Source organism: Kocuria atrinae C3-8 (genome assembly GCF_000286355.1).
GTDB classification, from domain to species: domain Bacteria; phylum Actinomycetota; class Actinomycetes; order Actinomycetales; family Micrococcaceae; genus Kocuria; species Kocuria atrinae_A.
On the sequence record NZ_AJXN01000108.1, the window covers coordinates 1 to 23,107 of the forward strand.

23 protein-coding genes and 5 pseudogenes are annotated in these 23,107 nt (G+C 64.0%); 19 read left to right on the forward strand and 9 right to left on the reverse strand.

The features are described 5' to 3' along the window. A partial coding sequence (locus tag YO9_RS0111580) for a zinc ribbon domain-containing protein (RefSeq protein ID WP_016997613.1) occupies positions 1–1,127 on the forward strand: 1,127 nt, incomplete at its 5' end. A gap of 102 nt (positions 1,128–1,229) precedes the next feature. On the opposite strand, the gene YO9_RS0111585 is transcribed toward YO9_RS0111580, so the two are convergent. Beyond that, positions 1,230–2,735, reverse strand: coding sequence for a SulP family inorganic anion transporter (locus YO9_RS0111585; RefSeq protein WP_016997614.1), 1,506 nt, complete (start codon positions 2,733–2,735; stop codon positions 1,230–1,232). Positions 2,736–3,023: 288 nt separating this feature from the next. Here YO9_RS0111585 and YO9_RS18305 point away from each other — a divergent pair, with 288 nt between their 5' ends. Then, positions 3,024–3,305, forward strand: coding sequence for an EamA family transporter (locus YO9_RS18305; RefSeq protein ID WP_223286467.1), 282 nt, complete (start codon positions 3,024–3,026; stop codon positions 3,303–3,305). A 73-nt stretch (positions 3,306–3,378) separates the two neighbouring features. Here the strand turns inward: YO9_RS18305 and YO9_RS18310 are convergent, their stop codons facing one another. Further along, a complete protein-coding gene (locus YO9_RS18310) occupies positions 3,379–3,576 on the reverse strand; it encodes a hypothetical protein (RefSeq protein WP_223286468.1) in 198 nt (65 codons plus the stop codon). A 126-nt stretch (positions 3,577–3,702) separates the two neighbouring features. Here YO9_RS18310 and YO9_RS18315 point away from each other — a divergent pair, with 126 nt between their 5' ends. Further along, complete coding sequence (locus tag YO9_RS18315) at positions 3,703–4,050, forward strand: EamA family transporter (RefSeq protein ID WP_016997617.1); 348 nt, start codon at positions 3,703–3,705, stop codon at positions 4,048–4,050. Between the two features lie 91 nt (positions 4,051–4,141). Here the strand turns inward: YO9_RS18315 and YO9_RS18320 are convergent, their stop codons facing one another. Both YO9_RS18320 and YO9_RS18325 read right to left on the reverse strand, forming a co-directional pair. Then, positions 4,142–5,119, reverse strand: a complete 978-nt coding sequence (locus YO9_RS18320) for a hypothetical protein (protein ID WP_262925673.1) — start codon at positions 5,117–5,119, stop codon at positions 4,142–4,144. Next, on the reverse strand, positions 5,080–5,634 hold the full coding sequence (locus YO9_RS18325; RefSeq protein WP_223286469.1) for a hypothetical protein: 555 nt from the start codon (positions 5,632–5,634) through the stop codon (positions 5,080–5,082). The genes YO9_RS18320 and YO9_RS18325 overlap by 40 nt, the downstream gene beginning before the upstream one ends. An 82-nt stretch (positions 5,635–5,716) precedes the next feature. On the opposite strand from YO9_RS18325, the gene YO9_RS21685 reads away from it, so the two are divergent. The 6 genes and pseudogenes from YO9_RS21685 (at position 5,717) to thpR (ending at position 12,631) form a co-directional block, all read left to right on the forward strand. After that, on the forward strand, positions 5,717–6,829 hold the full coding sequence (locus YO9_RS21685) for a trehalase-like domain-containing protein (protein WP_396350762.1): 1,113 nt from the start codon (positions 5,717–5,719) through the stop codon (positions 6,827–6,829). Further along, positions 6,811–7,803 carry a glycoside hydrolase family 15 protein gene (locus tag YO9_RS21690; protein ID WP_396350763.1) on the forward strand — a complete coding sequence of 331 codons (993 nt, stop codon included), beginning with the start codon at positions 6,811–6,813 and terminating at the stop codon, positions 7,801–7,803. Before YO9_RS21685 ends, YO9_RS21690 begins: the two co-directional genes overlap by 19 nt. 121 nt (positions 7,804–7,924) lie before the next feature. After that, positions 7,925–9,300: pseudogene (locus tag YO9_RS0111605) on the forward strand (L-serine ammonia-lyase). A gap of 978 nt (positions 9,301–10,278) precedes the next feature. Then, positions 10,279–10,787: pseudogene (locus YO9_RS0111610) on the forward strand (metallophosphoesterase family protein). 94 nt (positions 10,788–10,881) lie between these two features. Further along, on the forward strand, positions 10,882–11,979 hold the full coding sequence (gene arsB / locus YO9_RS0111615) for an ACR3 family arsenite efflux transporter (protein WP_031273188.1): 1,098 nt from the start codon (positions 10,882–10,884) through the stop codon (positions 11,977–11,979). A 55-nt stretch (positions 11,980–12,034) separates the two neighbouring features. Continuing rightward, a complete protein-coding gene (gene thpR, locus YO9_RS0111620; RefSeq protein WP_016997620.1) occupies positions 12,035–12,631 on the forward strand; it encodes an RNA 2',3'-cyclic phosphodiesterase in 597 nt (198 codons plus the stop codon). A 50-nt stretch (positions 12,632–12,681) separates the two neighbouring features. On the opposite strand, the gene YO9_RS0111625 is transcribed toward thpR, so the two are convergent. Continuing rightward, positions 12,682–13,449, reverse strand: coding sequence for a VWA domain-containing protein (locus YO9_RS0111625; RefSeq protein WP_016997621.1), 768 nt, complete (start codon positions 13,447–13,449; stop codon positions 12,682–12,684). After that, positions 13,443–14,000 carry a hypothetical protein gene (locus tag YO9_RS0111630; protein WP_016997622.1) on the reverse strand — a complete coding sequence of 186 codons (558 nt, stop codon included), beginning with the start codon at positions 13,998–14,000 and terminating at the stop codon, positions 13,443–13,445. Before YO9_RS0111630 ends, YO9_RS0111625 begins: the two co-directional genes overlap by 7 nt. A 273-nt stretch (positions 14,001–14,273) precedes the next feature. On the opposite strand from YO9_RS0111630, the gene YO9_RS18330 reads away from it, so the two are divergent. From YO9_RS18330 to YO9_RS0111660, 10 genes and pseudogenes are all read left to right on the forward strand, one after another. Continuing rightward, positions 14,274–14,600: a hypothetical protein gene (locus YO9_RS18330; RefSeq protein ID WP_223286470.1), complete on the forward strand. Its 327-nt coding sequence runs from the start codon at positions 14,274–14,276 to the stop codon at positions 14,598–14,600. Further along, the gene (locus YO9_RS18335) at positions 14,537–14,950 is read left to right on the forward strand and encodes an MFS transporter (protein WP_262925675.1); all 414 of its coding nucleotides are present in this window, start codon (positions 14,537–14,539) and stop codon (positions 14,948–14,950) included. The genes YO9_RS18330 and YO9_RS18335 overlap by 64 nt, the downstream gene beginning before the upstream one ends. A gap of 23 nt (positions 14,951–14,973) precedes the next feature. After that, positions 14,974–15,516 (forward strand): MFS transporter, encoded by a 543-nt coding sequence (locus tag YO9_RS18340; RefSeq protein WP_223286472.1) that lies wholly within the window; start codon positions 14,974–14,976, stop codon positions 15,514–15,516. Between the two features lie 58 nt (positions 15,517–15,574). Continuing rightward, complete coding sequence (locus YO9_RS0111640; RefSeq protein WP_016997624.1) at positions 15,575–16,804, forward strand: M20 family metallo-hydrolase; 1,230 nt, start codon at positions 15,575–15,577, stop codon at positions 16,802–16,804. Positions 16,805–16,902: 98 nt separating this feature from the next. Beyond that, a complete protein-coding gene (locus YO9_RS18345) occupies positions 16,903–17,070 on the forward strand; it encodes a hypothetical protein (protein WP_016997625.1) in 168 nt (55 codons plus the stop codon). 14 nt (positions 17,071–17,084) lie between these two features. After that, positions 17,085–17,803 (forward strand): annotated as a pseudogene (locus YO9_RS18350) (M20/M25/M40 family metallo-hydrolase); the annotation flags it as partial. Between the two features lie 90 nt (positions 17,804–17,893). Next, positions 17,894–18,202 (forward strand): M20/M25/M40 family metallo-hydrolase, encoded by a 309-nt coding sequence (locus tag YO9_RS18360; protein WP_223286473.1) that lies wholly within the window; start codon positions 17,894–17,896, stop codon positions 18,200–18,202. Between the two features lie 170 nt (positions 18,203–18,372). Next, positions 18,373–19,457 (forward strand): annotated as a pseudogene (locus tag YO9_RS0111650) (CaiB/BaiF CoA transferase family protein). Between the two features lie 133 nt (positions 19,458–19,590). Further along, a pseudogene (locus YO9_RS0111655) lies at positions 19,591–20,783 on the forward strand (acyl-CoA dehydrogenase family protein). Positions 20,784–20,882: 99 nt separating this feature from the next. After that, complete coding sequence (locus YO9_RS0111660; protein WP_472973948.1) at positions 20,883–21,773, forward strand: 3-hydroxyacyl-CoA dehydrogenase family protein; 891 nt, start codon at positions 20,883–20,885, stop codon at positions 21,771–21,773. Here the strand turns inward: YO9_RS0111660 and YO9_RS20925 are convergent. From YO9_RS20925 to YO9_RS0111670, 3 genes are all read right to left on the reverse strand, one after another. Continuing rightward, positions 21,762–22,277: an N-acetylglucosamine kinase gene (locus tag YO9_RS20925; protein WP_317259823.1), complete on the reverse strand. Its 516-nt coding sequence runs from the start codon at positions 22,275–22,277 to the stop codon at positions 21,762–21,764. The two genes, YO9_RS0111660 and YO9_RS20925, sit on opposite strands and share 12 nt — an antisense overlap. A gap of 67 nt (positions 22,278–22,344) precedes the next feature. Beyond that, the gene (locus tag YO9_RS20930) at positions 22,345–22,659 is read right to left on the reverse strand and encodes a hypothetical protein (RefSeq protein ID WP_317259822.1); all 315 of its coding nucleotides are present in this window, start codon (positions 22,657–22,659) and stop codon (positions 22,345–22,347) included. Next, the gene (locus YO9_RS0111670) at positions 22,656–22,976 is read right to left on the reverse strand and encodes a putative quinol monooxygenase (protein ID WP_016997627.1); all 321 of its coding nucleotides are present in this window, start codon (positions 22,974–22,976) and stop codon (positions 22,656–22,658) included. The genes YO9_RS20930 and YO9_RS0111670 overlap by 4 nt, the downstream gene beginning before the upstream one ends. Positions 22,977–23,107 lie beyond the last annotated feature (131 nt).

Sequence of the window (23,107 nt, forward strand, 5' to 3'; positions counted from 1 at the left end):
ACGACGACGTCGCTCGGCCGGCTTCCGAGCCCGGTGTCGGTCCCACGTACGGTGCGGGCGTCGCTCCGGCTGGTCAGGAGCCACGGGAGCCGATGGATCCGGCCAAGAAAAAGAAGATCCGCCTGGTGGCCATCATCGTGGGGTCGATCATCCTGCTGGCGGTAATCGCGGCCATCGTGTTCTCCGTGGTCAGCCGCACGGCATTTGGCCCGGACAAGAAGGCCGAAGAACTCATGGAGGCCGTGGTGAGCGGAGATGCCCAACGCGCCACCGAGCTGGCCGATCCCAACGTGACCACTCAGCAGCGCGGCTTGCTCACCAATGACATCTACGGTGCCGCTGAGAACCGGATCTCCTCGTACGAGATCACCGACACCACGGTCAACGGTGACCGTGCCACGGTGGACGCCCGAGTCACCCAGGACAACGTGACCAGTGATGTCAGCGTGAACCTGGTGTCCGATGGCCGGGAGGGACTGTTCAAGTCCTGGCGCATCGAAAACCCGGATTCGCTGCTGTACCAGCAGGTCACGGTTCAGGTTCCCGCGGGCGTGGAGAAAATGAACGTCAATGGGAACCCCGTGACCCTTCCGAACGAATCTGAGCCGCACTCGGTTTCGCTCACGGTGCTGCCCGGTGACTACGACATGTCCGTGGACGCACCCAGCAAGTACGTGACCTACGGCGAAGCGCAGACGGCGGAGGTGCGCGCGGACGATCGGTTCATGAGTGACACCGTGCAGTTCTCCACCGAGCACACCCCCGAACTCGTGGAGGAAGCCACCCGAGTGGCCAACGCCAAACTGGATGAATGTGCGGCGTCCGGGTCCTTCGACCCGGAGGGTTGCTCCTTCGGGTTCAACTCCTACGACGACAACGAGGACTACCGGAACCCCACCTGGACCATCACGGAGTACCCCGAGTACGAGGTGTACGGAACGGGTGATTCACTCACCCTGAGTACGTCCAAGTCCGGCGAAGCCACGCTGGAGTACCAGTACAACTCCGAGTGGGACGATGATGAGCCGGCGGACTGGGAGGACCAGGACACGGAGACCAGCCTTTACGGTTCCGGTGACCTGGTCGTTACCGGAGACAAGGTGGAGGTGAAGTTCTCCGACTGGTGATGAGGGGCGGAAACCGTTGACCGGAGAATCGCTCGGGGTCGTCCCGCCGTCATCGCGGGCAGTCTAACGAGTGAGCGAATCAACACGGGAGTGGAAGGTGCGTTACTGCAGCGTGCCGGACAACCGTGCCCGCATGCGCCGGGACGGCAGGTTGAGCCCCCGGATCTTCACTGTGGTGCCGTGGGCCCGGTATTTGTCAGTGACCGCGTCCACGGCCGCCACCGTAGAGGCATCCCAGATGTGCGATTCGCTGAAGTCGATCACTACCGTGGCCGGGTCCTCCGCGTAGCGGAATTGGGTGTACAGGTCGTTGGAGGAGGCGAAGAACAACTCGCCGCGCACGCGGTAGGTGGCCACGGCGTCGTCGGCAGAGTGACCGGAAGCCGGGATATCGGAACCGTCCGGGTTGGAGGTGGCAGCAGCACCGCCACCGCGTGAACCCGTCGAGGACTCCACGGTGCGCTCCACCGTGACCACGTGCGCCACGCGTCGAGCAAAGCCGATCATCGCCGCCAGGACACCCGCGCCCACGCCGAGCGCCAGGTTGTGTGTGGCCACCGTGACCGCAACGGTCACGAGCATGACCACGGTTTCGGACAGCGGCATGCGGCGCAGCGTGGACGGGCGGATGGAGTGCCAATCGAAGGTTGCCCAGGCCACGAAGATCATGATGGCGGCCAGCGCGGCCATGGGAATGGTGCCCACGATCTCGCCCAGCAACACGACCAGGAGCAAGAGGAAGACCCCGGACATGAACGTGGAGATCCGGGTGCGGGCACCGGAAGCCTTCACGTTGATCATCGTCTGACCGATCATGCCGCAGCCGCCCATGGTGCCGAACATGCCGCTGACCACGTTGCCCACTCCTTGTCCCCAAGTTTCGCGGGTCTTGTTGGACGGGGTGTCGGTGATGTCGTCCACGAGTTTGGCGGTCATGAGCGATTCCATGATGCCCACCACCGCCATGGTCAGGGCGAACGGTGCAATGATCTGCAGGGTCTCCAGCGTGTAGGGAACGTCCGGGACGATCAGTTGGGGCCAGGAGTCGGGAAGTTTGCCCTTGTCACTCACGGTGGGAACGTTCAATCCGAGGAGAACCACCACCGGGGTGAGCACCAGAATCGCCACGAGGGGCGCGGGTACCGCCGTAGTCAGGCGCGGCAGACCGAACACGATCAACAACGCGACCGCGGCGACCGGATACACCGCCCATGGCACGTCAATGAGTTCCTCGAGCTGCGGGATGAACAGCAGAATGCCCAGCGCGTTCACGAAACCCACCATCACGGAGCGCGGCACGAACCGCATGATCCGTGCGAAACCCACCGCGCCCAGCAGGATCTGGAAGACACCGGCCAGAATCACGGCGGCAATCAGGTAATTGACCCCGTGTGAGGCGACCAACGGGGCCATGACCAATGCCGTGGCTCCAGTCGCGGCGGAGATCATGGCCGGACGACCACCCACGAGCGCCAGGGTCATGGCCATGAGTGCCGCGGCGAACAGTCCCACCTGCGGATCCACACCGGCGATCACGGAGAACGCGATGGCCTCGGGGATCAACGCGAGACCCACCACCAGGGCACCCAATACCTCGGCCTTGAGCACGAAGGGGTGCGCAGAGTGCGTGCTACGGACTGGCGTTGCAGCGGCGTGACGTGGTGGGTGTGCACAGAGGTGGACACGGAACTCCCGGGTGAGATCAAGTGCGAAAACGGAGAACGCCCGGGACCGATCGAGGCAGAACCTGAGCCGGGCAACCTCCATAGGGTAGCGCCCCGGTCACAGGTGGCCTTTCCCGCTCCCACCCCCTACCTTGAGAAGAGGTTCTTCAACCACTCAATCCACACACTCAAGGGGCGATATACCGCTGCACTGACCGGAAGGAGCATTCTCATGCTGAGAGGTGTCCTGGCCTCCGTATTGGCCTCCGTTTTCTTCGGGGTTCTGTATCTCTATCCGGTGCTGTTGCAACCGATGAACGCCAATCAAATCCTGGCGTTCCGCATGCTCCTCACTTTCCCTGCGGTCACATTGATCCTGTTGATGACCGGCAGGCGCTGGGCCATTCAACGAGTGCTGGTGCTGGCCGGCGAGAAGCCCCTTGTGGGCCTGTCCCTGCTGGTCACCGCCGGGATTCTGGCCATGCAGATGTGGCTGTTCGCGTGGGCGCCTTGAACGGCTACGCCTTGGATACGTCCCTCGGCTACTTCCTGTTGCCGCTGGTCATGGTTGTGATCGGTCGAGTGCTCTACAAGGAGCCGATGTCCTGGTGGAAGATCGTGGGTGCCGCCTTGGCCACGATCGGCGTGATCCACGAGGTCTGGCGCGCGGGCGGCATGTCCTGGCCCACTGTGGCCGTGGCCGGCGGGTACGCGGTGTACTTCGTGGTGCGCCACCAAGCCGGCACGTCGTTTTCCGGTGGCCTATGGGCTGAGATGGCGCTCATGCTCCCCATCGCCGCATTCCTGCTGGGCGCCGAGGACGGCCTGGCCGCCATCGACGACCAGAACCTGCTGATCGCCGCCATTCTCGGCCTGGGTGTGCTGAGCGCGGCGCCCTGGTTGCCTACACGATGGCCAGCAAGCTCCTGCCCTTCAATGTGTTCGGCCTGCTCGGTTATCTGGAGCCGGTGCTGCTCGTGTTCGTCTCGCTCGCCATCGGCGAGACCCTGGCTCCGGGCCAGATCTTCACCTACCTTCCGATCTGGCTGGCCTTGGGCGTGCTCGTGGTCGAGTCGGCAGTGGACATCGTTCGACGACGCCGCACGGTCACCACCCCTGCCGAAGATTACGAATCCGAGCTGGAACCGGTCACCGCGGGCATCCCCATCGTGGATCAACCGCTCGCGGAAATGACCGCTGGTTCCCACCCCGTGACCGCGGGGATCCCCCTGGTGGACCGGCACGAGCGTCACGACTGACGCGGCGTTGGTTAGGACAGCTCGTCCAGGTATGCCGCATTCTGATCGACGGTAACGCCCAGGTGCGGAGCAGGGTGCAGAGTGATCGACGTTAAGTCCAGGAATCGGCTTGTTCCTGGTTACAAAGTCGATCAGATTGAAGGGTGCGTGGGCACTGGGCGCTCCTAGGGCAGCGGCACCGGCCCCTCGGAGCCGCGGGGTACTCGAGCAGGGGCGCGTCCGTCGCGTAAGCGTGCTTGATGAGGTCGATGATCCGCCAGCCCTCTTCGGTCGCGTCCGCGCGCACGGTGAAGGTGGGGTCCCCGTCCAGGATCCACCGCATCACGGAGCCGTACGCCGTGAGACCAGGGGTGGGCGTGCCACTTGAGAGCGTTAACCGATTCATGCCTCGAGAGTCATATGGGCTGCCCACGTTGAGTTCGATCTGCACGTTCTCGTCCTCGAATCCCACCGAGATGGCGTTGGGGGCCAGCGGGTGCGGCCAGCCCTCGTAGCCGTGTGGCGGCTGCCGGAAGATCACGCGGATGTGCTGCACCGGATTCCCGATGGCCTTGCCGGATCGCAGCGTGACGGGCACACCGTTCCAGCGCCAGGTATCCACCTCCAGGGTGACCTGTGCGAAGGTTTCCGTCTCCCGCGAAGGATCCACGCCCTCCTCGGAGGTGTAGTCCGGCAGCTCGTGACCGTCCACCGTCCCGGCGGTGTACCGGCCGCGGACCACGGGCGTGATCTTCCGGTACTGCGGAGAACGAGTCGAAGAATCCTCACTCCACAAACGTGCGGCACGGAGAATGTGCGCGGTGTTGGCCGGGACCTCCACGGCGTCGAATCGGGAGGGTGGCTCCATCATGACCAGCGCCATGACCTGCAGCAGGTGGGACTGGATCATGTCTTCGGCGGCGCCGGTGGAATCGTAGAAACCGGCGCGACCTTCCAAGCCCAGGGTCTCGTCGAACACGATCTCGATCGATTCGATGTGCTCACGGCTCCACACCGGCTCGAACATGCGATTGCCGAAACGCAGGCCACTCACGTCCAGCACGCCGGGCATCCCCAGGAAATGATCCACCCGGAATGTGTGGTCCTCATCGACCAGTTCCCCGACCAGGCATTGAGCTCACGAGCTGATTCCAGGTCCGTGCCCACGGGCTTCTCGAGCGCCAAGCTGAGATCTGAAGGCAGCGAATCGAGGCTCTTGAGGGCTTCGCAGGCCTTTCGTGTGATGGCCGGGGCCAGGGCGAAGTACAGGCACACCGGTCCCTCCACGTCATCGAGCAGCGAGGACAGCTGGGACGCATCGGTTACGTCGCACTCGACCCAGCGCGTGGTCTCCTTGACCCGCTCCACCGACGGGCCAGTTGCGCCCACGGAATCGAAGGCCTTGGCGACCGTTTGGGGCCAATCGGCGCCCCGAACGTCGTCGTCAGGTCCCAAGGGGCCCGGGAAGTCGTCGCGAGCGGAACCGATCACCGTGATGTCCCGCTCCGGCTGTTCGTTGAGCAGCGTGCCCAGGCCGGGGAGGAGAAGGCGCGCGGTGAGGTCTCCGGAGGCGCCCAGGATGACCAGAGTCCTGATGTTGTTCATGCCCCTACGGTATGGCACGTGGCTGACGCGGTCGGGCGCGGTTTCTCAGGTGTCCGCAGGCTGCTGATGATTGAATTCAGTCATGAGCACCCCTCTTGAGGATTACGCGTTACTGGCCGATCTCCACACCGGACCGTTGGTATCCCGAGAGGGCAGCGTGGATTGGTTGTGCTTCCCGCGCTTCGATTCCCCGGCTGTCTTCTGCTCGATCCTGGGCGACGAGGACAACGGCCGCTGGAAGCTCAGCGCCGTGGACGGCGAGGTTGTTTCCCGTCGCTACATTCCGGACACCTTTGTGCTGGAAACCGAATGGCGCACGCCCACCGGGCGCATGCGCGTCACCGATTTTCTCCCGCCCAGTGACATCCACGCTGACCTGGTGCGACGCGTGGAATGCCTCGAGGGCACGGTCCAGGTGGAGCACGACCTGCGCATCCGTTTCGATTACGGCCGGGTCACCCCGTGGATTCGTCGCGTGGAACTCAACCCTCCCAGCGCACAATCCCACGCTCACGACGACGCCGCTCACGCCCCGCAATCCGCCACGGAACCTCACCCGGTGGGCACCAACCAGGACCTGCGTGAACAGGACGGCCAGGGGCATTTGGAGCGCTCGTTCAAAACCCGCACCGACGCGGGGTCCTACAAGAATTTCCGCTCCAGGGTGCGCCACGCGGCCAAGAAGGCTACCGCTGGGCGGGACGTGCAGCACGGCCTGCTCGCCGTGGCAGGTCCGGATGCGCTGCTGCTGACCGGGCCTCAATTGAAGCCGTACCTCATGGATCATGACCACAAGATCGTGCCGTCCCGGGGAGAGAAGTCACACGGACCCGGCGCGGATATCCGCGTGCTGGAGGGGTTGCGTCGGGGGCATCGCGGGACCTTCGATCTTTCCGCGGGTGAGCGGATGGACTGGGTGCTCACGTGGTGTCATTCCTACGATCAACTCCCGGTCCCGGCCCAACCGGGTCTGGCGCAGGAGGCCACCGAGGAGTTCTGGCGGGACTGGGCCTCGGACGTCGTGTGCGACGGTGAGTACGACCAAGCGGTGTCACGCTCGCTGCTCGTGCTGCGTGCGCTGACCCATTCGGAGACCGGGGGCATCGTGGCCGCGCCGACCGCGAGCTTCCCGAGGATTTCGGTGGAGAACGCAACTGGGATTACCGGTACACGTGGTTGCGGGATGCCGCGCTGACCATCGAGGTTCTGGTGCAGCACAACCATCAGGACGGCGCGCTGTTGTGGCGTGACTGGTTGCTGCGAGCGGTCGCGGCGGACCCGGATCAACTGCAGATCATGTACGGCATCGACGGGCGGCGGAACCTGCCGGAGTACCAGCTGGAGCACCTGAGCGGTTACGAGCAATCCTCGCCTGTGCGGGTGGGCAACGGTGCGGTGGACCAGTACCAGGCGGATGTCGTGGGCGAGGTGATGATTGCACTCGCCACCCTGCGGGACGCCGGCATTCGCGAGAACGACTATTCGTGGGGGTTGCAGTGCAACCTCATCGCCTTTTGCGAGATCCACATGAACGTTCCGGATAACGGGATCTGGGAGATGCGCGGCGAACCGCACTTCTTCACGCACGGTCGCGTGATGATGTGGGCCGCGTTCAACGAGGGCATTCGGGCGGTGCGGGAACACAGGCTCGTGGGCGACGTCGACCACTGGACCGCCTTGCGCGACCAATTGCACGACGAGATCTGGGAAAAGGGCTACAACAAGGAGCTCGGCATTTTCACCCAGACCTACGACAACACCGAGGTGGACGCGTCTCTGCTGCAGCTGCCGCACACCGGTTTCATCGAGCCGGACCACCCGGCCATGCTGCGCACGGTCGCGCGGATCGAGGAGGACCTGCAGGGCGACTACGGGCAGGTCTGGCGCTACCGTACCTTCGAGTCGGGTGAGTCCATGGACGGCCTGGAAGGGCACGAATACCCGTTCGTGATCTGCACCTTCTGGCTGGTGGAACAGTACGCGCGCTCGGGTCGGTTGGACGAGGCCCGCGATCTCATGCGCACCACGGTCGGGTTCGCGTCCGACCTTGGTTTGCTCGCCGAGGAGTACGACGTCGCCGCGCACAGGATGGCGGGCAACTTCCCCCAGGCGTTCAGTCACCTGGGATTGATTCGCGCGGCGGATGCGCTGCGGGAGGCGGGGGAGTGAGGTCGCGCTGCTTTTCAACCGGGACAGCTGTCTTGCTCACTATGTGAGACACGCGTAGCTTTGGCCCTACCCCGGCGGATCGAAGCAAGTCAGGGAAATTCGTGAATCTGGAGGTTGTCTCGTGGCGCTGAGCGCATTGGATCTGTTCTCGGTCGGAATCGGCCCGTCCTCATCTCACACCGTGGGTCCTATGCGGGCTGCACGGTTGTTCGTCCAGGGCCTGGAGGAAGACGGCCTGCTGGAATCCGTGGCGCGCGTGCATTCCCAGCTCTTCGGCTCCCTGGGAGCCACGGGTTGGGGCCACGGATCGGACAAGGCCGTGATCCTGGGCCTGATGGGCGAGGATCCCGAGACCGTTGATACCGACTCCGCAGACGATCAGGTCCGCCAGGCCACCGATGCGCAGAAGCTGATGCTCGGCGGTCGGCAGGAGATCGGTTTCGATCGCTCGCACGACGTGATCATGCACCGCCGCAAGTCCCTGCCCACCCACCCCAATGGCATGAGTTTCGAGGCCTACGACGCCGCCGGCGACCTGGTGCGCGAGCGCGTCTACTACTCGGTGGGCGGCGGTTTCGTGGTGGACGAATCAGCCTCCGGCTCGGACAAGATCGTCGCGGACACCACCCCGGTGAAATACCCGTTCAACACCGGTGACGAGTTGCTGGCCGTGTGTGAGACCGAGGGGCTGTCCATTGCCGAGGTCATGATCGCCAACGAAGAGTCCTGGCGTCCCGCTGAGGAAACACGTGCCCAACTTCTGCACATCTGGGACGTGATGCAGGAGTGCGTGGAGAACGGGTGCACGCGCGAAGAGAAGACGCTGCCCGGGGGACTGAAAGTGCGGCGTCGGGCGCCAGAATTACGACGTCGATTGCGCGCCAAGGAAGCCGACAACGACCCCATGCGCGGCATGGATTGGGTCAACCTGTGGGCGCTCGCGGTCAACGAGGAGAACGCGTCCGGCGGTCGCATCGTCACCGCGCCCACCAATGGAGCCGCAGGAATCATCCGGCGGTGCTGCATTTCTACACGCGCTTCATGGAAGATGCCAACGATGACCAGGTGCTCAATTACCTGCTGACCGCCGCCGCGATCGGCATCATCATCAAGGAGAACGCGTCCATCTCCGGTGCCGAGGTCGGCTGTCAGGGCGAGGTGGGATCGGCCTGCGCGATGGCCGCGGCCGGTCTCTGCGCCGTGATCGGCGGAAGCCCGCGTCAGGTGGAGAACGCCGCTGAGCTGGGGATCGAGCACAACCTGGGACTGACGTGCGATCCCGTGGGTGGTCTGGTGCAGATTCCATGCATCGAACGCAACGCGATTGCGAGCGTCAAGGCCATCAACTCAGCGCGACTGTGCATGCACGGCGACGGCGAGCACAAGGTCTCGTTCGATCAGGCCGTGAAAACCATGCGCGAGACCGGCGCGGACATGAAGGTCAAGTACAAGGAAACGTCCCGCGGTGGCCTGGCGGTCAACGTGATTGAGTGCTGACCGCCGGGCCACGTTAGCGGGTGGGGGTTAGCACTTCTGGGCGATGTTCCCTTGGGAGCTGACTTGGGTGGCTCTGGAGACGATTTGGGCGCAGGAGCCGTCCGGGTAAATCGTGGACGTGGAATTGATGGCACCTGAAGCGCGGCAGTCACTGAACTGTGTCGAGCTGTTGAGGGTGTACCGGATCGGGGGGTAGCACGTCTGGCCGCCACTCTTGCTGAGGTATCTATGTGCAGTGCGACCGGTGTCGTTAGCTCCGCTGGGATAGCGCTTGGCCACTACATAGCTCAGCGAGCTGGCAGTGCCACTCGCAATGTTACTGCCGGTCGCGGTAGACGAAATTGAAATGGTAGCCCGGGGCTGATCAAGTATGAGTCGGTCCAGACCAGAGCAGGTCCGCAGCCGATGGCCTCTGGAGTAGTGTCCGAGTTAACGGTGAGCGTAACCTCGAAAGAAGATAGGTTTCCCGAGGATGATGACGGGGATAGCGACAGGGACCATGCATCCACGCGCGAGTAGCTGGTGCTAGGGAGCTGCGTGTAGTTACCTCCCGACATGTTGACGGTCCAGGTAAAGGTCGTTCCCTGGGGAATAGTGCCGTCATTCGATGTCACTCCCAAGTAAACGGAGTGAGTCTGATTGCTGTTGGTGCCTGTTGAATAGAACAAGTCGCACACTGTGCCGCCCACGATGGTCCGCGACGCTGCATAAGCGGGTGCCACCGCACTGGCGGCGATGACCGGAACTGACCACGCGGCGCCCTTGGCCAGGGTGCGGCGTGAAAGGTTTTCTGTACCCAATGTAAATCTCCCCAAGAAGTGATCGTCGGGTCGGCATAGGGGTGCGTACCCGACGGTGAAGGAGCCGTGCGCAGATGAAAACGCACAGACTCAAACGTTAAAATAACACGTGCTTTCTTCCCCAGTTTGCTTGGTTTTACAAGCCACCTATCGGGCGATTCTTCAGAGAGAATGAACCGTGACCACATCCATTCTTCTCATCGCCGACACACACCTCCCAAGCGTGCCAAAGCTCTGCCTGACCAGGTGTGGGAGCAGGTAGACGCCGCCGACGTGGTGATCCACGCCGGGGACTGGGTCGATCTGGAAACCTTTGAGGCACTGAAAACCAGGTCCAAGAAATTGATCGCCGTGTGGGGCAACAACGACGGTCCGGAGCTGCGCGAGCTCATGCCCGAGACCATCCACTGGGAGATGGAGGGCCTGCGCTTCGCCATGACCCACGAATCCGGCGCCTCGACCGGTCGCGAGAGGCGCATGGACAAAGCCTTCCCGGACACTGACGTTCTGATCTTCGGGCACAGTCATATTCCGTGGGATTCGGTATCACCCGCTGGCATGCGATTGCTCAATCCGGGGTCACCCACGGACCGACGTCGCCAACCGCACTGCACCTACATGCGGGTCACTGCCGACGACGGCGCGCTCACCTCGGTCGAGCTCGTCACGTTGCCGCCCCGCACCTAAGCAAGCGAGGGTGCACGGAGCTGGATTGATGTTTGTCTATGTGAGCACTACACTCACGTATAGACAATCATCAATTTGAAGGGTTGGCCGCCGCATGACCGATACCACTACGGATCGCCCAGCTGCACAGCACGGGGTGGTCAAGGACATGTCCTTCCTGGACCGTTGGCTACCCGTGTGGATCATTGCGGCCATGGTGCTGGGACTGTTGCTCGGACGATTGGTTCCCGGTCTGGACACCGCACTGGAAGCTGTAAAGGTCGGCGAGGTCTCGCTCCCCATAGCCATCGGGCTGCTGGTCATGATGTACCCGGTGCTGGCCAAGGTCCGTTACAACGAGACCCACCGGGTCACCGGCGACCGCAAGCTGCTGGGACTTTCTCTGGTGCTCAACTGGCTCGTGGGCCCCGCGTTGATGTTTGCGCTGGCCTGGATCTTCCTACCGGATCTGCCCGAATACCGCACCGGGTTGATCATCGTGGGCCTGGCCCGCTGCATCGCCATGGTGCTGATCTGGAACGACCTTGCGTGCGGTGACCGTGAAGCCGCTGCTGTCCTGGTGGCCATCAACTCCGTGTTCCAGGTGATCGCGTTCGGCCTGCTGGGTTGGTTCTATCTGCAGCTTCTGCCGTCCTGGTTGGGTCTGCCCACCACGAGCGCCGAGTTCAGCATTGGTGCCATCGTACTGTCCGTCCTGGTGTTCCTGGGGATCCCGCTGTTGGCCGGATTCCTCACGCAAACTTTCGGTGAACGGGCCAAGGGCCGTGACTGGTACGAGAACACGTTCCTTCCCAAGATCGGGCCGTTCGCCCTCTACGGCTTGCTGTTCACCATCGTGCTGCTGTTCGCGCTCCAGGGCGATGCCATCACGTCCAATCCCTGGGACGTCGCTCGTATTGCGCTGCCGTTGCTGGTCTACTTCTTCGTGATGTTCGGGATCGGGCTGCTGGCCTCGCGTGGCATGGGCCTGAACTACGCCAAGTCCACCACCGTGGCTTTCACTGCTGCGGGCAACAACTTCGAACTCGCGATCGCCGTGGCTATCGGCACGTTTGGAGTCACCTCAGGTCAGGCACTCGCCGGGGTGGTGGGCCCGCTCATCGAGGTGCCGGTCCTGGTGGCACTGGTTTACGTCTCGCTCTGGGCCGGCCGCAAGCTGTTCCCCGGTGACCTCACCGTCCCGACCCGCTGACGCAGCCGCCAATCCGCCTCACCCGGTAGCCGGGGCCACCATTTAGGGTGGGTTCATGAGGCTGTTCGCCGCTGTTTATCCCACGCGGGCCGCACGCGAGCACTTGATCAGTGCGTTGCGCGAGGTCCGCAATCACACGGGGACCGCGCTGCGCTGGGGTGATCCCGAGCAATGGCACGTCACGCTCGGCTTCTACGGCGACCAGCCCGAGGGGGCGGTGCCGGACGTCGAGGAGCACCTGAGAGCCGTCGCCCGCGAGACTGCGCCGCTCACCACGTGCTTGCGAGGAGCCGGGTCGTTTTCCGGAACCACGCTGTGGATGGGCCTGGGCGGGCAATCCGAAAACCTGGTCGACCTTATGCACGCCTGCTCGCTCGATGCGGACGAGCGGGCCCGGCAGCGTGCTCACCTCACGGTCGCGCGCATGTCCCGCGCCGAGCGTTCACGCAAGGCCCGCGAATTACGACGCCGCTCGCGGACCATCGCGCGCCCGGCACCTGAGCTGCCCCACGTGGTGCACGCGCTGTCCGTGTACAAGGGCCCCGAATGGACCGTCAGCGAGATCCGGTTGATGGCGTCCGTGCTCGGCGAAGGGCGAGGCGGTGGCGCACTGCATCACGAGGTCGCGCGGTTCCCGCTGCTGGGCAAATAGGGCGACCGAGCGGCGTCGTCACCGAACCCGGAACGAGGCGGGACTGTTGATCAGATGCCGGTCAATGCCTCGATGAACACGTCCTGGATGTCCTCGGGCTGTTCGGCGATGTGGGCGGAGCCGCCGGTGGCCTCGGAAATCTGCTTGAGGACGTCCTCGTTGGCGTCGGCGGAGATGCCCACGGTGATGATGCGCACCGGGTTGTCCGGATCCTGCTCGTCCTTGAGTGCCGCCAGGAGGTTCTCCAGGCCGATGGAGCCCTCATCCATATCTTCACCGTCGGTCAGCACGATCACGGTCTTCAAGGAATCGGGGGCATCGTCCGAGAGCACCTGCCGGAAAGCGGCCAACGTGGTGTCGTAGAGGCCCGTGTAACTGCCCTGCATGTACTGCAGTGCCGATTGATTGGCCAGCAGGTTCTCGCGGTGGGTCGTGCCGTTCTCTTCGGCGCCGAGCTCTTCAACGGGCGCCACTTGCAGGTAATCCTTGGCGCCGTCCAGGTTGCGGGAGAACACCCACAGACCCAGGGCGTCGTGGTCGGGGAACATCTCAACGGCGGCCGTTGCAGCGCCGGCGGTCAGATCCATGCGGGTGGCACCGTTGGGCAGGGCCTGGTAGCCCATGGAGCCGGACACGTCGATCGCTACGAGCGAGTGGAAGGGCTTGGCCAGCTGAGCCCACTGATCCAGTGACTTCTGCAGGGTGGTGTCATCCACGGCGCCGAACTCGGAGTCATCCTTGTCCCCGGGGGTGCTCGCCACGAGTCGGGTGTCGGGGTGCTCGGACTCCCAGGAATCCCATTCCTCGCGCGTCACCACGGTGTGGGTGGGCGCCGGACCACCGGGTGCTGCTCCTGCTGCGGCGGCGGGTGGGGGCTCTTCCTCCGAAGGTGCGTCTCGGACGGTTCGGATGCGGCTTGCTTCTCAGAGTTGTCCAGGCGCTGGGGTGCGTCGACGACCGGGGTGATGTCGCCTTCGTTGAGCGCGCGGAGCTTGAAAGTCTGATCCAGCTGTTCGTTGACCTTGGGGTCTTCCTCGGCTTCATGAAGGGCGCGGGCAATGAGGGCCTTGGTGCCTTCGTCGTCCCGGGATCGACCGAGTTCCACGGCCGGATCGGCAAGAACTTCGGTCCAGTTCGCGGCTTCGGTCTCGGTGGGGCCCACGACCACCGGGAAGATGCGGGCTTCGTTCTCGGCAACGGTGGCGGCGTCGCTGCGGTCGCCCCGGGTCTCGTCCTGGCCACCCCACGGCAACAGGAAGCCCATGGTCGTCAGGGCCACGACAATGGCGGCAGCCAGGATGGCCCAGAGTAGAGGCTTGGACTGCAGCCCTTTGGGCTCGGCTCTGTGAGCGCCGTGTTCCCGACGCATCCCGGGCTCCGTCATCGTCCCCAACCCCCGTCTAGAATGACCGCGTTACCACATGATGCCCACACAGTTACCCCGACCACGTGTCCATCTATGTAACCACGGTGGTTATGTGCCGTGGAAAAGGCAGAGCTGGTAATTGTGGGGATATCGGTGGCAGGTCAGTATGGTTACTAATGCGCTCACAAGGAATACTGATCAGAAACATGTCGCTGGCTTTGGATAATACGGATTAATGGTCCACAAAAGTGGGTACAAGTAACAAGGTGGATTTCTTTGACTGATTCGGCCCGTGGCGTGAGTTCGAGCGCGTGGCTCTGGCTCCTGGTCGCCTGCGCGGTGCTCACCCAGTCCACCGTCAACCTGCTGCGACCGGTCACGTCCTACAAACTGCTCGCATTGCAGGCGGATTCCGTGACCATCGGTTTGACCACCGCGGCCTACGCACTGGTCCCCTTGTTCACCGCGGTGTGGCTCGGCAGGTACTCGGATCGGGCCCCGCAGCTGAAGCTCCTGGCCTGGCCGGGGTGGGCTTGTTGGTGGCTGGTGGGTCACTTCTGGCGGCCTCTTCCACGGTATGGGCCATCGTATTGGCCAGCGTAGTGCTGGGAATGGGGCATCTCTGTTTCACCATCGGCGGCCAGTCCGCTATCGCCCGGTATGCCGCGGATCGCGACCTGGATAAGGGTTTCGGATGGTTCACCGCCGCTTTCTCCGCGGGACAAATGATTGGGCCCCTATTGGGTGGCTGGTTGGTGGGTCAAAGCACCGGTGTCGAGTCCGCGGAGCGATTGGCTGACGTCAATCAGGCCATGTGGATTGGCACTGCACTTTCGCTCTTCGCCGTTCCGTTGTTGATCTTCCGTTTCAAAGCACCCCGATCGACGACGTCGCGGCCCGGCCAGCCACGTACCGGTCAAGTCAGCCAGGTTCCGCGGAAAAACCGACGGTGATCGGAGTGCTGAAGGTTCCTCGCGTGGGGTCGCATATGTTGGCGGCATTGTCTCTGCTGGCCATGCTGGACATCCTCACGGCGTTTCTCCCGGTCATCGGCGAAGAAGCGGGTGTGGCGCCCGCTGTGGTCGGTCTATTGCTGGGTGTTAGAGGATTGGCGTCTATTGCCTCGCGAATACTTCTCCCGTGGTTGTCTATGCGGTTTTCCCGGCGTTCCTTATTGCTCACGTGTTTATTCGGTGCGGGAATTACTTTAATTATCCCTCCGTTGTTCATTCAGCATTTCTGGATTGCGGCTGCGTTGTTGGCCGTTGGTGGATTCCTGCTGGGCTTGGGGCAGCCGCTGACCATGACCATGATTACCACGTCCGTGCCGTCCAACTGGCGTGGCTCCGCGCTGGCCGTCCGGCTCACGGGCAACCGACTCGGTCAGGTGGTGCTCCCGCTGCTCGCCGGTGTCTTCGCCGCCCCGCTGGGCCCCGCCGCCGCGGTGTGGATGTGCTGTGGAGTGCTGCTGATCAGCGGTGCCGAAAAGGTCTGGGGAGACAACCGATCCGATCGATGAGTCCGTGACGCACCCATGCGTACGATGACCGCGACTGGTTTCCATCTCGGGAGAGGTCATGTCCGCACTGCATCAGGCGTTCCTGCACGATTTTCAGCTCATGTCCCGCAATGGCGGGTTAGAGTCCGGCGGCGTTGAGCGCCAGGCCGCCACCGCCGCGGACGGCCTCAACCGGCAGTGGTTCGCGGGCTGGCTGGCCGCGCGCGGTGCCACGGTGCACTACGACGAGATCGGTAATCAGTTCGGAACGTTCGAACTCCACCCCGGCCGCCCCTATGTTCTGGTCGGATCTCACCTCGACTCCCAGCCCAGGGCCGGCCGATTCGACGGTGCATACGGCGTGCTCGCCGGGGCGACCGTGTGCGCGGAACTGTACCGAGCGGCGTCGGCGGGGGAGCTGGAGCTGAAGTACAACCTGTGCGTCGTGAACTGGTTCAACGAGGAGGGGTGCCGGTTCAAGCCGTCCATGATGGGCAGTCTGGTCTACACGGGAAAGCTCGGCCTGGAGACCGCGCTGGCCATCGAAGATGTGGACGGCGTCACCGTGCGGGACGCCCTCGACAGCCTCGGTCAGCGTGGAACCGGGAACATCCCCGAGGCCGCCGCTTACGTGGAGATCCACATCGAGCAGGGCAAGTCGATGGAGGAGAACGGTCAGACCATCGGCCTGGTGGAGGCCACGTGGGGTGCGCGCAAGTACGAATTCCTGGTGACCGGCGAGCAGTCCCACACGGGCGCCACCCTCATCGAGGATCGTAAGGATGCGATGCTGGGGGCGTCCTTGTTGATCGCTGCGGCACGCCGGATCGCGCTGGAGCACGATGTCATTACCTCGTGCGGCGAGTTGCTCATCCTGCCCAATTCGCCCGTCGCGGTCGCGCGCGAGGCGCGCCTGCTGATCGACCTGCGAAGCCCGGACGCCGCCCGGCTCGACGCCGCGGACGAGGCCTTCGCGCAGGAGGTCACCAAGGCGGCGTCGGAGGCGAATGTGGAGATCGAAACCCTGAGCCGCAACGCGTGGGACGTGAAGGAATACGCGCCGGAGGGTGTGGAGCTTGCCGAGCAGGTCGTGCAGGAACTGGGTCTGCCGTACACGCGGATCATGACGCTGGCCGGCCACGATTCCACCAACGTCAAGGACGTGATGCCCGCGGTCATGCTGTTCGTTCCGTCGCACAAGGGCATCACGCACAACGAGTACGAATTCACCTCTGACCAGGACATGCTCTCCGGGCTGGACATGCTCACCGGCGTGATGACGCGCGTGGCGCAGGGCGAGTTGGCCTGAGCGCTGCAGGGCGCTTGCCGCGGTTGGTAAAGCGGTTTATGCCTGTCCGCGCTGAGTCATAGAGTGTGTGGTGAAGCACAACTCAATGAGGAGGCGCAGTGTCCCAACCCACGCAAGCTCAGGAAACCGCAATCCGTGAGGCGGTCGCGGAAGCATTCGATCAGCAGGTCGAGTTCCTGCAGCGGTTGGTGTCCGAGCCCTCGCGGCGCACCGAGGAGTGCGCGGCGCAGGAGCTGATGGCCGAGGCTTCCGGGACGCGGGGCTGAGCGTTGACCAGTGGATGCTGGACGCCGCCGAACTCGCCACCCACCCCGCCGCCGGTGCGGTCACCGTGGACTACTCGAACACGCCCGTGGTCGTGGGTACGTACGAGCCTTCCGCCCCGGCCGACGGCGCTCGCAGCCTGATCCTCAACGGTCACGTTGACGTGGTGCCCGAGGGGCGCGAGGACACCTGGACCACCAGCCCGTGGGACGGCCGCATCGAGGACGGCTGGATGTACGGCCGCGGTGCAGGTGACATGAAGGCCGGGCTTGTCGCCAACCTGTTCGCCTTCAAGGCGTTGCGCGCTGCAGGGCTGGAACCCACCGGTCGCGTGCACCTGCAGTCCGTGCCGGAAGAGGAATGCACCGGCAACGGCACTGTGGCCGCTATGCAGCGCGGCTACACCGCGTATGCTGTGCTGATCTCCGAACCCATTGCCGAGACCCTGGTGCGCGCCAACCTCGGTTTGATCTGGTTCGACGTTGACGTCACCGGAACCGCCGCCCACGCGCACGAGATGTCCAAGGGATTCAACGCGCTGGATGCCGCGTACTCCCTGATCGGTGACCTGCGCGAGCTCGAGGAACGCTGGAACCAGATCACAGTGGGGGACCGAACTTCGGGGACCTGGAACACCCCATCAACCTCAATGTCGGCGTACTGCAGGCGGGCGAGTGGCCGTCATCGGTGCCCGACCGCTGTACGTTCTCGGTGCGAGTGTCGGTCCCGCCGTCGCTGGGCTCCGCTGCGGCGTGGCAAGAAATTGAAGAATGCGTCGAGCGTGCCGGTCGCGAGAACCCTGTGGTCTCCCGCGGCAAGGTGTCCGTGAGCAAGTCCGGGTTCTTCTCCGATCAGTACGTCCTGGAACCGGGTACGGACGCGGAGGGGCTGCTGTCGGAGCTTCATGCGTCCGTGACCGGTGCGCCGCTGGAGTCCTATCCGTCCCCGGCGTACGTGGACTCGCGGGTCTACGGCACGTTCCAGGGGATTCCGTCCATGGTGTACGGGCCCCTCGCGGAAACGCTGCACGGCAAGGACGAGCGCGTGAACCTGGAATCCGTGAAGCGCTGCACCGAGATCTACGCGCTCTACATCGCCCGCTGGTGCGGCGTGCGTGAGGCGGGTCAGAAGTGACGGACCAACCGGAGCCATCGTCCAAGGGGCCCGAACCCGGTGTCGACCCGCTGGCGCAGTCCGGCACGACAGCCGACGCCCAGGGCGAGCACCCCACCGGCACCACCCTCCCGCTCGACGGCGTTCTGGTCGCGGACTTCTCCCGCGTGCTCGCCGGTCCGCTGGCCACCATGACCCTGGCGGATCTGGGTGCTCGAGTCATCAAGGTGGAACGCCCAGGTGCCGGGGATGACACCCGCAAGTGGGGGCCGCCGTGGTCCGAAACCGGAGCCACGTACTTCGAGTCCGCCAACCGCAATAAAGAGTCCGTGGCCCTGGACCTCACGGATCCGGAGGACCTGGCGCTCGCCAAGAAGTTGGCCCTCAAAGCGGACGTGCTGGTGGAAAACTTCAAACCCGGAGGCCTGGCCAAGCTGGGATTGGGCTACGAGGACCTGCGGGATGAGAATCCCGGGCTGATTTACGCGTCCATCTCCGGATTCGGTTCTGCCGGGGGACGCCACCTGGCCGGATACGACTTCCTGGTGCAGGCCGTGGGCGGGCTCATGAGCATCACCGGTCCCGCCGATGGTTCTCCCTATAAGGCTGGCGTGGCTCTCGTGGACGTGCTGTGCGCCAAGGACACGACCATTGGCTTGCTGTCCGCCCTGGAAGCGCGTCGACGGAACAACGGCCGGGGCTCTCACCTGGAGATCAATTTGCTCTCCAGCCTGCAGGGTGCGTTGGTCAATCAGGGACAGGCGTATCTGGGTGCGGGCAAAGCTCCGTCCCGGATGGGCAACGAACATCCCTCGATCGTTCCGTACCAGTTGTTGGAATGCTCGGACGGTCCGCTCGCGGTGACCGTAGGAAACGATGGTCAGTTCGCTCGCATGGCTGCCGCCCTGGGGGTGGCCGAACTGGCCGAGGACGAACGGTTCGCGACCAACACCGAGCGGGTGGCCCATCGGGACACCCTGGTTCCGCTGCTTGAAAAAGCCCTTTCGGCCAACACCGCCCAGCACTGGCAGGACGTCCTCACCCAGGTCGGCGTGCCGCGGGAAAGGTGGGTGGCATCGATCAGGGAGTTGTCCTCGCGGAAGAACTTGGCCTAGAACCCACCGTGGATGTTCAGGACGCCTCCGGGACAACCGTGGGCCGCCAGTTCCGGCATCCGGTGACCTGGAATCCGCCGCTGGAGACACCCACTGCGGCCCCGCCGCAGCTCGGGGAGCATACGGAATCGGTGGTGGAATGGCTCAACCGAACTTCTTAGGTGAGTGAAATAAAAAGGGGGCTGGCGCGGCAAGGTTTCGCGAGCGGCGTCGTCCCCGTAACGTGAGTCACAACTACAGAATGGGCGCGGTCGCAGTCTGTCCCGGGCCCTCGCACTACCGGCATGACCAATGATGCAAAGGAGCACCATGACCACCCCAGAGCTGTCCGCGGATCCCTCGGATCTGATCAGTTTCGATTCTCTGCTCACCCCCGAGGAACTCGAGCTGCGCGGAACCGTGCGCGAGTTCGTGAATGCGCAGATCAAGCCGAATATCGCCAAGTGGTTCGAGGCTGCCGAGTTCCCGCTGGAGATCGTGCCGGAGATGGCCAAGCTTGGTCTGCTGGGCATGCACCTCAAGGGTTACGGCTGCGCGGGTCGTTCGGCTGTGGAGTACGGTCTGGCCGGTGCTGAGCTGGAGGCCGGAGATTCGGGCCTGCGCACGTTCGTGTCCGTGCAGGGCTCGCTGGCCATGAGCGCCATTTACAAGTGGGGTTCCGAGGAGCAGAAGCAGGAGTGGCTGCCGCAGATGGCCGCCGGTGAAGCAATTGGTTGCTTCGGCCTGACCGAGCCGACCGCGGGTTCGGACCCGTCCTCGATGACCACCAACGCCAAGCGCGACGGGGACGACTGGGTGCTCAACGGCACCAAGCGGTGGATCGGCCTGGCAAACGTGGCCAAGGTGGCCGTGATCTGGGCGCAGACCGATGACGGGATCCGCGGCTTCGTGGTACCTACTGACACCGCCGGCTACAAGGCCACGCCCATCGAGCCCAAGCTGTCGATGCGTGCGTCCATCCAGTGCGAGATCGAGCTGATGGACGTCCGCCTGCCCGCCAGCGCAATGCTCCCCGAGGCCAAGGGCCTGCGCGGACCGTTCTCGTGCCTCAACGAAGCGCGTTACGGCATCATCTGGGGTGCCATGGGCGCGGCTCGCGATTCGTTCGAGGCGGCCCTCGATTACTCCAAGCAGCGCATGCAGTTCGACAAGCCCCTGGCTGGCTACCAGCTCACGCAACAGAAGCTCGTGGACATGGCGCTGGAGATCAACAAGGGCTTCCTGCTTGCCCTGCAGATTGGCCGCATGAAGACGCCGGTACGCTGCAGAACCACCAGATCTCGGTGGGCAAGCTCAACAACTGCCGCGAGGCCATCGCGATCGCCCGCGAGGCTCGCACCATCCTGGGCGGCAACGGCATCACGCTGGACTACTCGCCGCTGCGCCATGCCAACAACCTCGAATCCGTGCGCACCTACGAGGGCACCGACGAGGTTCACACCCTGATCCTCGGCCAGTACCTCACCGGAGAGCCGGCTTTCCGCTGATCGGCACGTTCCACCTGGCGCTCGCGGCGGTTTTCGTCGCGAGCGCCTCCATTTCAGGACTGAGTTCGAATCCGCCTCCGAGTTCGAGGAGACTTCCGCATGAGCACCACCATCGACAGCATCAAGAACATCACCGTGATCGGCGCCGGCGCCATGGGTCGCCAGATCGCGATGACCGCCGCGCTCGCTGGGTATCAGACCACGGTGCAAGACATCAGCCAGGACATGCTCGACGCGGCGTCCGCCGAAATGAGCGGCTGGGTCGAGTCCCGCGTGGCCAAGGGCAAGCTCGAGCAATCCACCGCCGACGCCGCTCTGGCCAACTTGGCATGGGAAACGGACCTTGAGCGCGCGGCAGCCAACGCTGACTTCGTGATCGAAGCTGCCACCGAACGTTTGGACATCAAGCGCGGGATCTTCGAATCCCTGGGTTCCCTGGCGCCGTCGCACGCGATCCTGGCCACCAACTCCTCGACCCTGGGGTCGTCCAAGGTAGCCGAGGACAGTGCGCGCGCGGAGCAGGTGTGCAACATGCACTTCTTCAATCCCGCCCTGGTCATGAAGTGCGTGGAAGTGGTCCGGCACGAGTCCACCAGCGACAACACCGTGGACGTCACCATGGAACTGGCCCGCCGCATGGGCAAGGAACCGGTGGTCATCAACCGTGAGATCCCCGGGTTCATCGCCAACCGCGTGATGGGCGCGATCAACAAGGAGTCCCTGTTCCTCTACGAGAACGGGTACGCCTCCAAGGAAGACATCGACGCCGCCATCCGCAACGGTCTGGGTCACCCCATGGGCCCTTTGAGCTCATGGACATGGTGGGCCTGGACGTCATCGACTTCATCGCTCAGGCCACCTACGAGGAAACCGGAGCCGAGGAGGACAAGCCCAACGAGTCCATCTCCAAGCTCGTGGCCGAGGGCAAGTTCGGCCGCAAGTCCGGTGCAGGTTTCTACGAGTACAAGAAGTAGGTCTTCAGCCCCATAGCGCTTTCGCGAGGACGGGCGCGCCCAGCACCGGTTCCCGGTTCAGAACCGTCACATCCGTGAGGCCGGACTCAACGAGCAGCTCTTGGAGCACCTCGCCCACAACTGTGTGGGTCAGTCCGCCACCCAGCACGACCGGCAGCGGGCCGTCGAGCTGTTGGGCAACGGCGGTGGTGAGCGCGTGCAGTTCCTCAGCGGCGCCCTGCACCAACTCGCGCGCTACGGTGTCACCGTTTCCGGCGAACTCCACCACTGTTCGAGAGAGCCCCGCCCAGAACGATCGGTCCGGGCGGTCGTGGAATGCCGCAATGAGTTCCACGGCGGAAGAAACTCCAGCCTCCGACAGGATTGCCCGGGTGAATTCATCGGCGGCGGCACCGGGTTCTCGTTGGTCGGCCCGCAGCACAGTGCGGACGGCTTCCCGGCCCAGCCAGTAGCCGCTGCCCTCATCACCGAGCAGGTATCCCCAGCCTCCTGCCCGGCGCTCGCGGCCGGTGGGATCGATGCCCCAGCCACGGACCCGGTGCCGGCAATGACCGCGATGCCGGTCGTGTGACCACCCGCGGCAAGGATCAGGCGGGTGTCATGCACAGCGGACACGGGAACATCAGGTGCGGCCCCGGAAACAGAACGGATGAGATTCTCGAGCCGAGCGGCGTCGGCGGGGGTGTCCACGCCACCGGCGCCGGCGACCACTGGGGCGGAAGACCCGGCCCCAGCTCGCCGAACACGTCGCGCAATGCTGCCGCAGCGGCGTCGGCGGAGACGTTCTGAACGTTGGCGCTGGGTCCCTTGGCATGACGAACGGCCTGGCCATCGCGGAATAGCACCCCGCGTGTGGTGCTGCCGCCGATGTCCAGGCCGATTAGTTCGCCGGAGAAGTTCACTGGACCTTCAGCTCGCCCATTTCATCCCAGCCCTCGCCGTCGATCTGACGGGAAATGATGCGGGGAGTGGAGCTGAGGTACTGCGGGAATTCCTCGGTCATCTTGGTGAAGTGATCGGACTTCACGTGAGCTTCGGCGGCGTCGTCGTTGAAGGCCTCCACGAGCACGTACTCGTTGGGGTTATCCACGCTGCGGGACCAGTCGAACCACTTATTGCCGGCCTCGGCGCGGGTGGCCTGCGTGAACTCGTCGACCAGCTGGGGCCAGTTGTCTGCATGCTCGGGCTTCACATCGAATTTCACAACGATAAAGATCATGGGTTGCCTCCTTGGGTTGCGGTTATCCCTTCCAGCATATGGGTGGAAGGCGCTGACATCTGGGGCAGAGGTTTGCGAGCGTCGACATCTGAGGTTCGAGATCGCACGGAACCGCAGGGTGTCAACCTGTG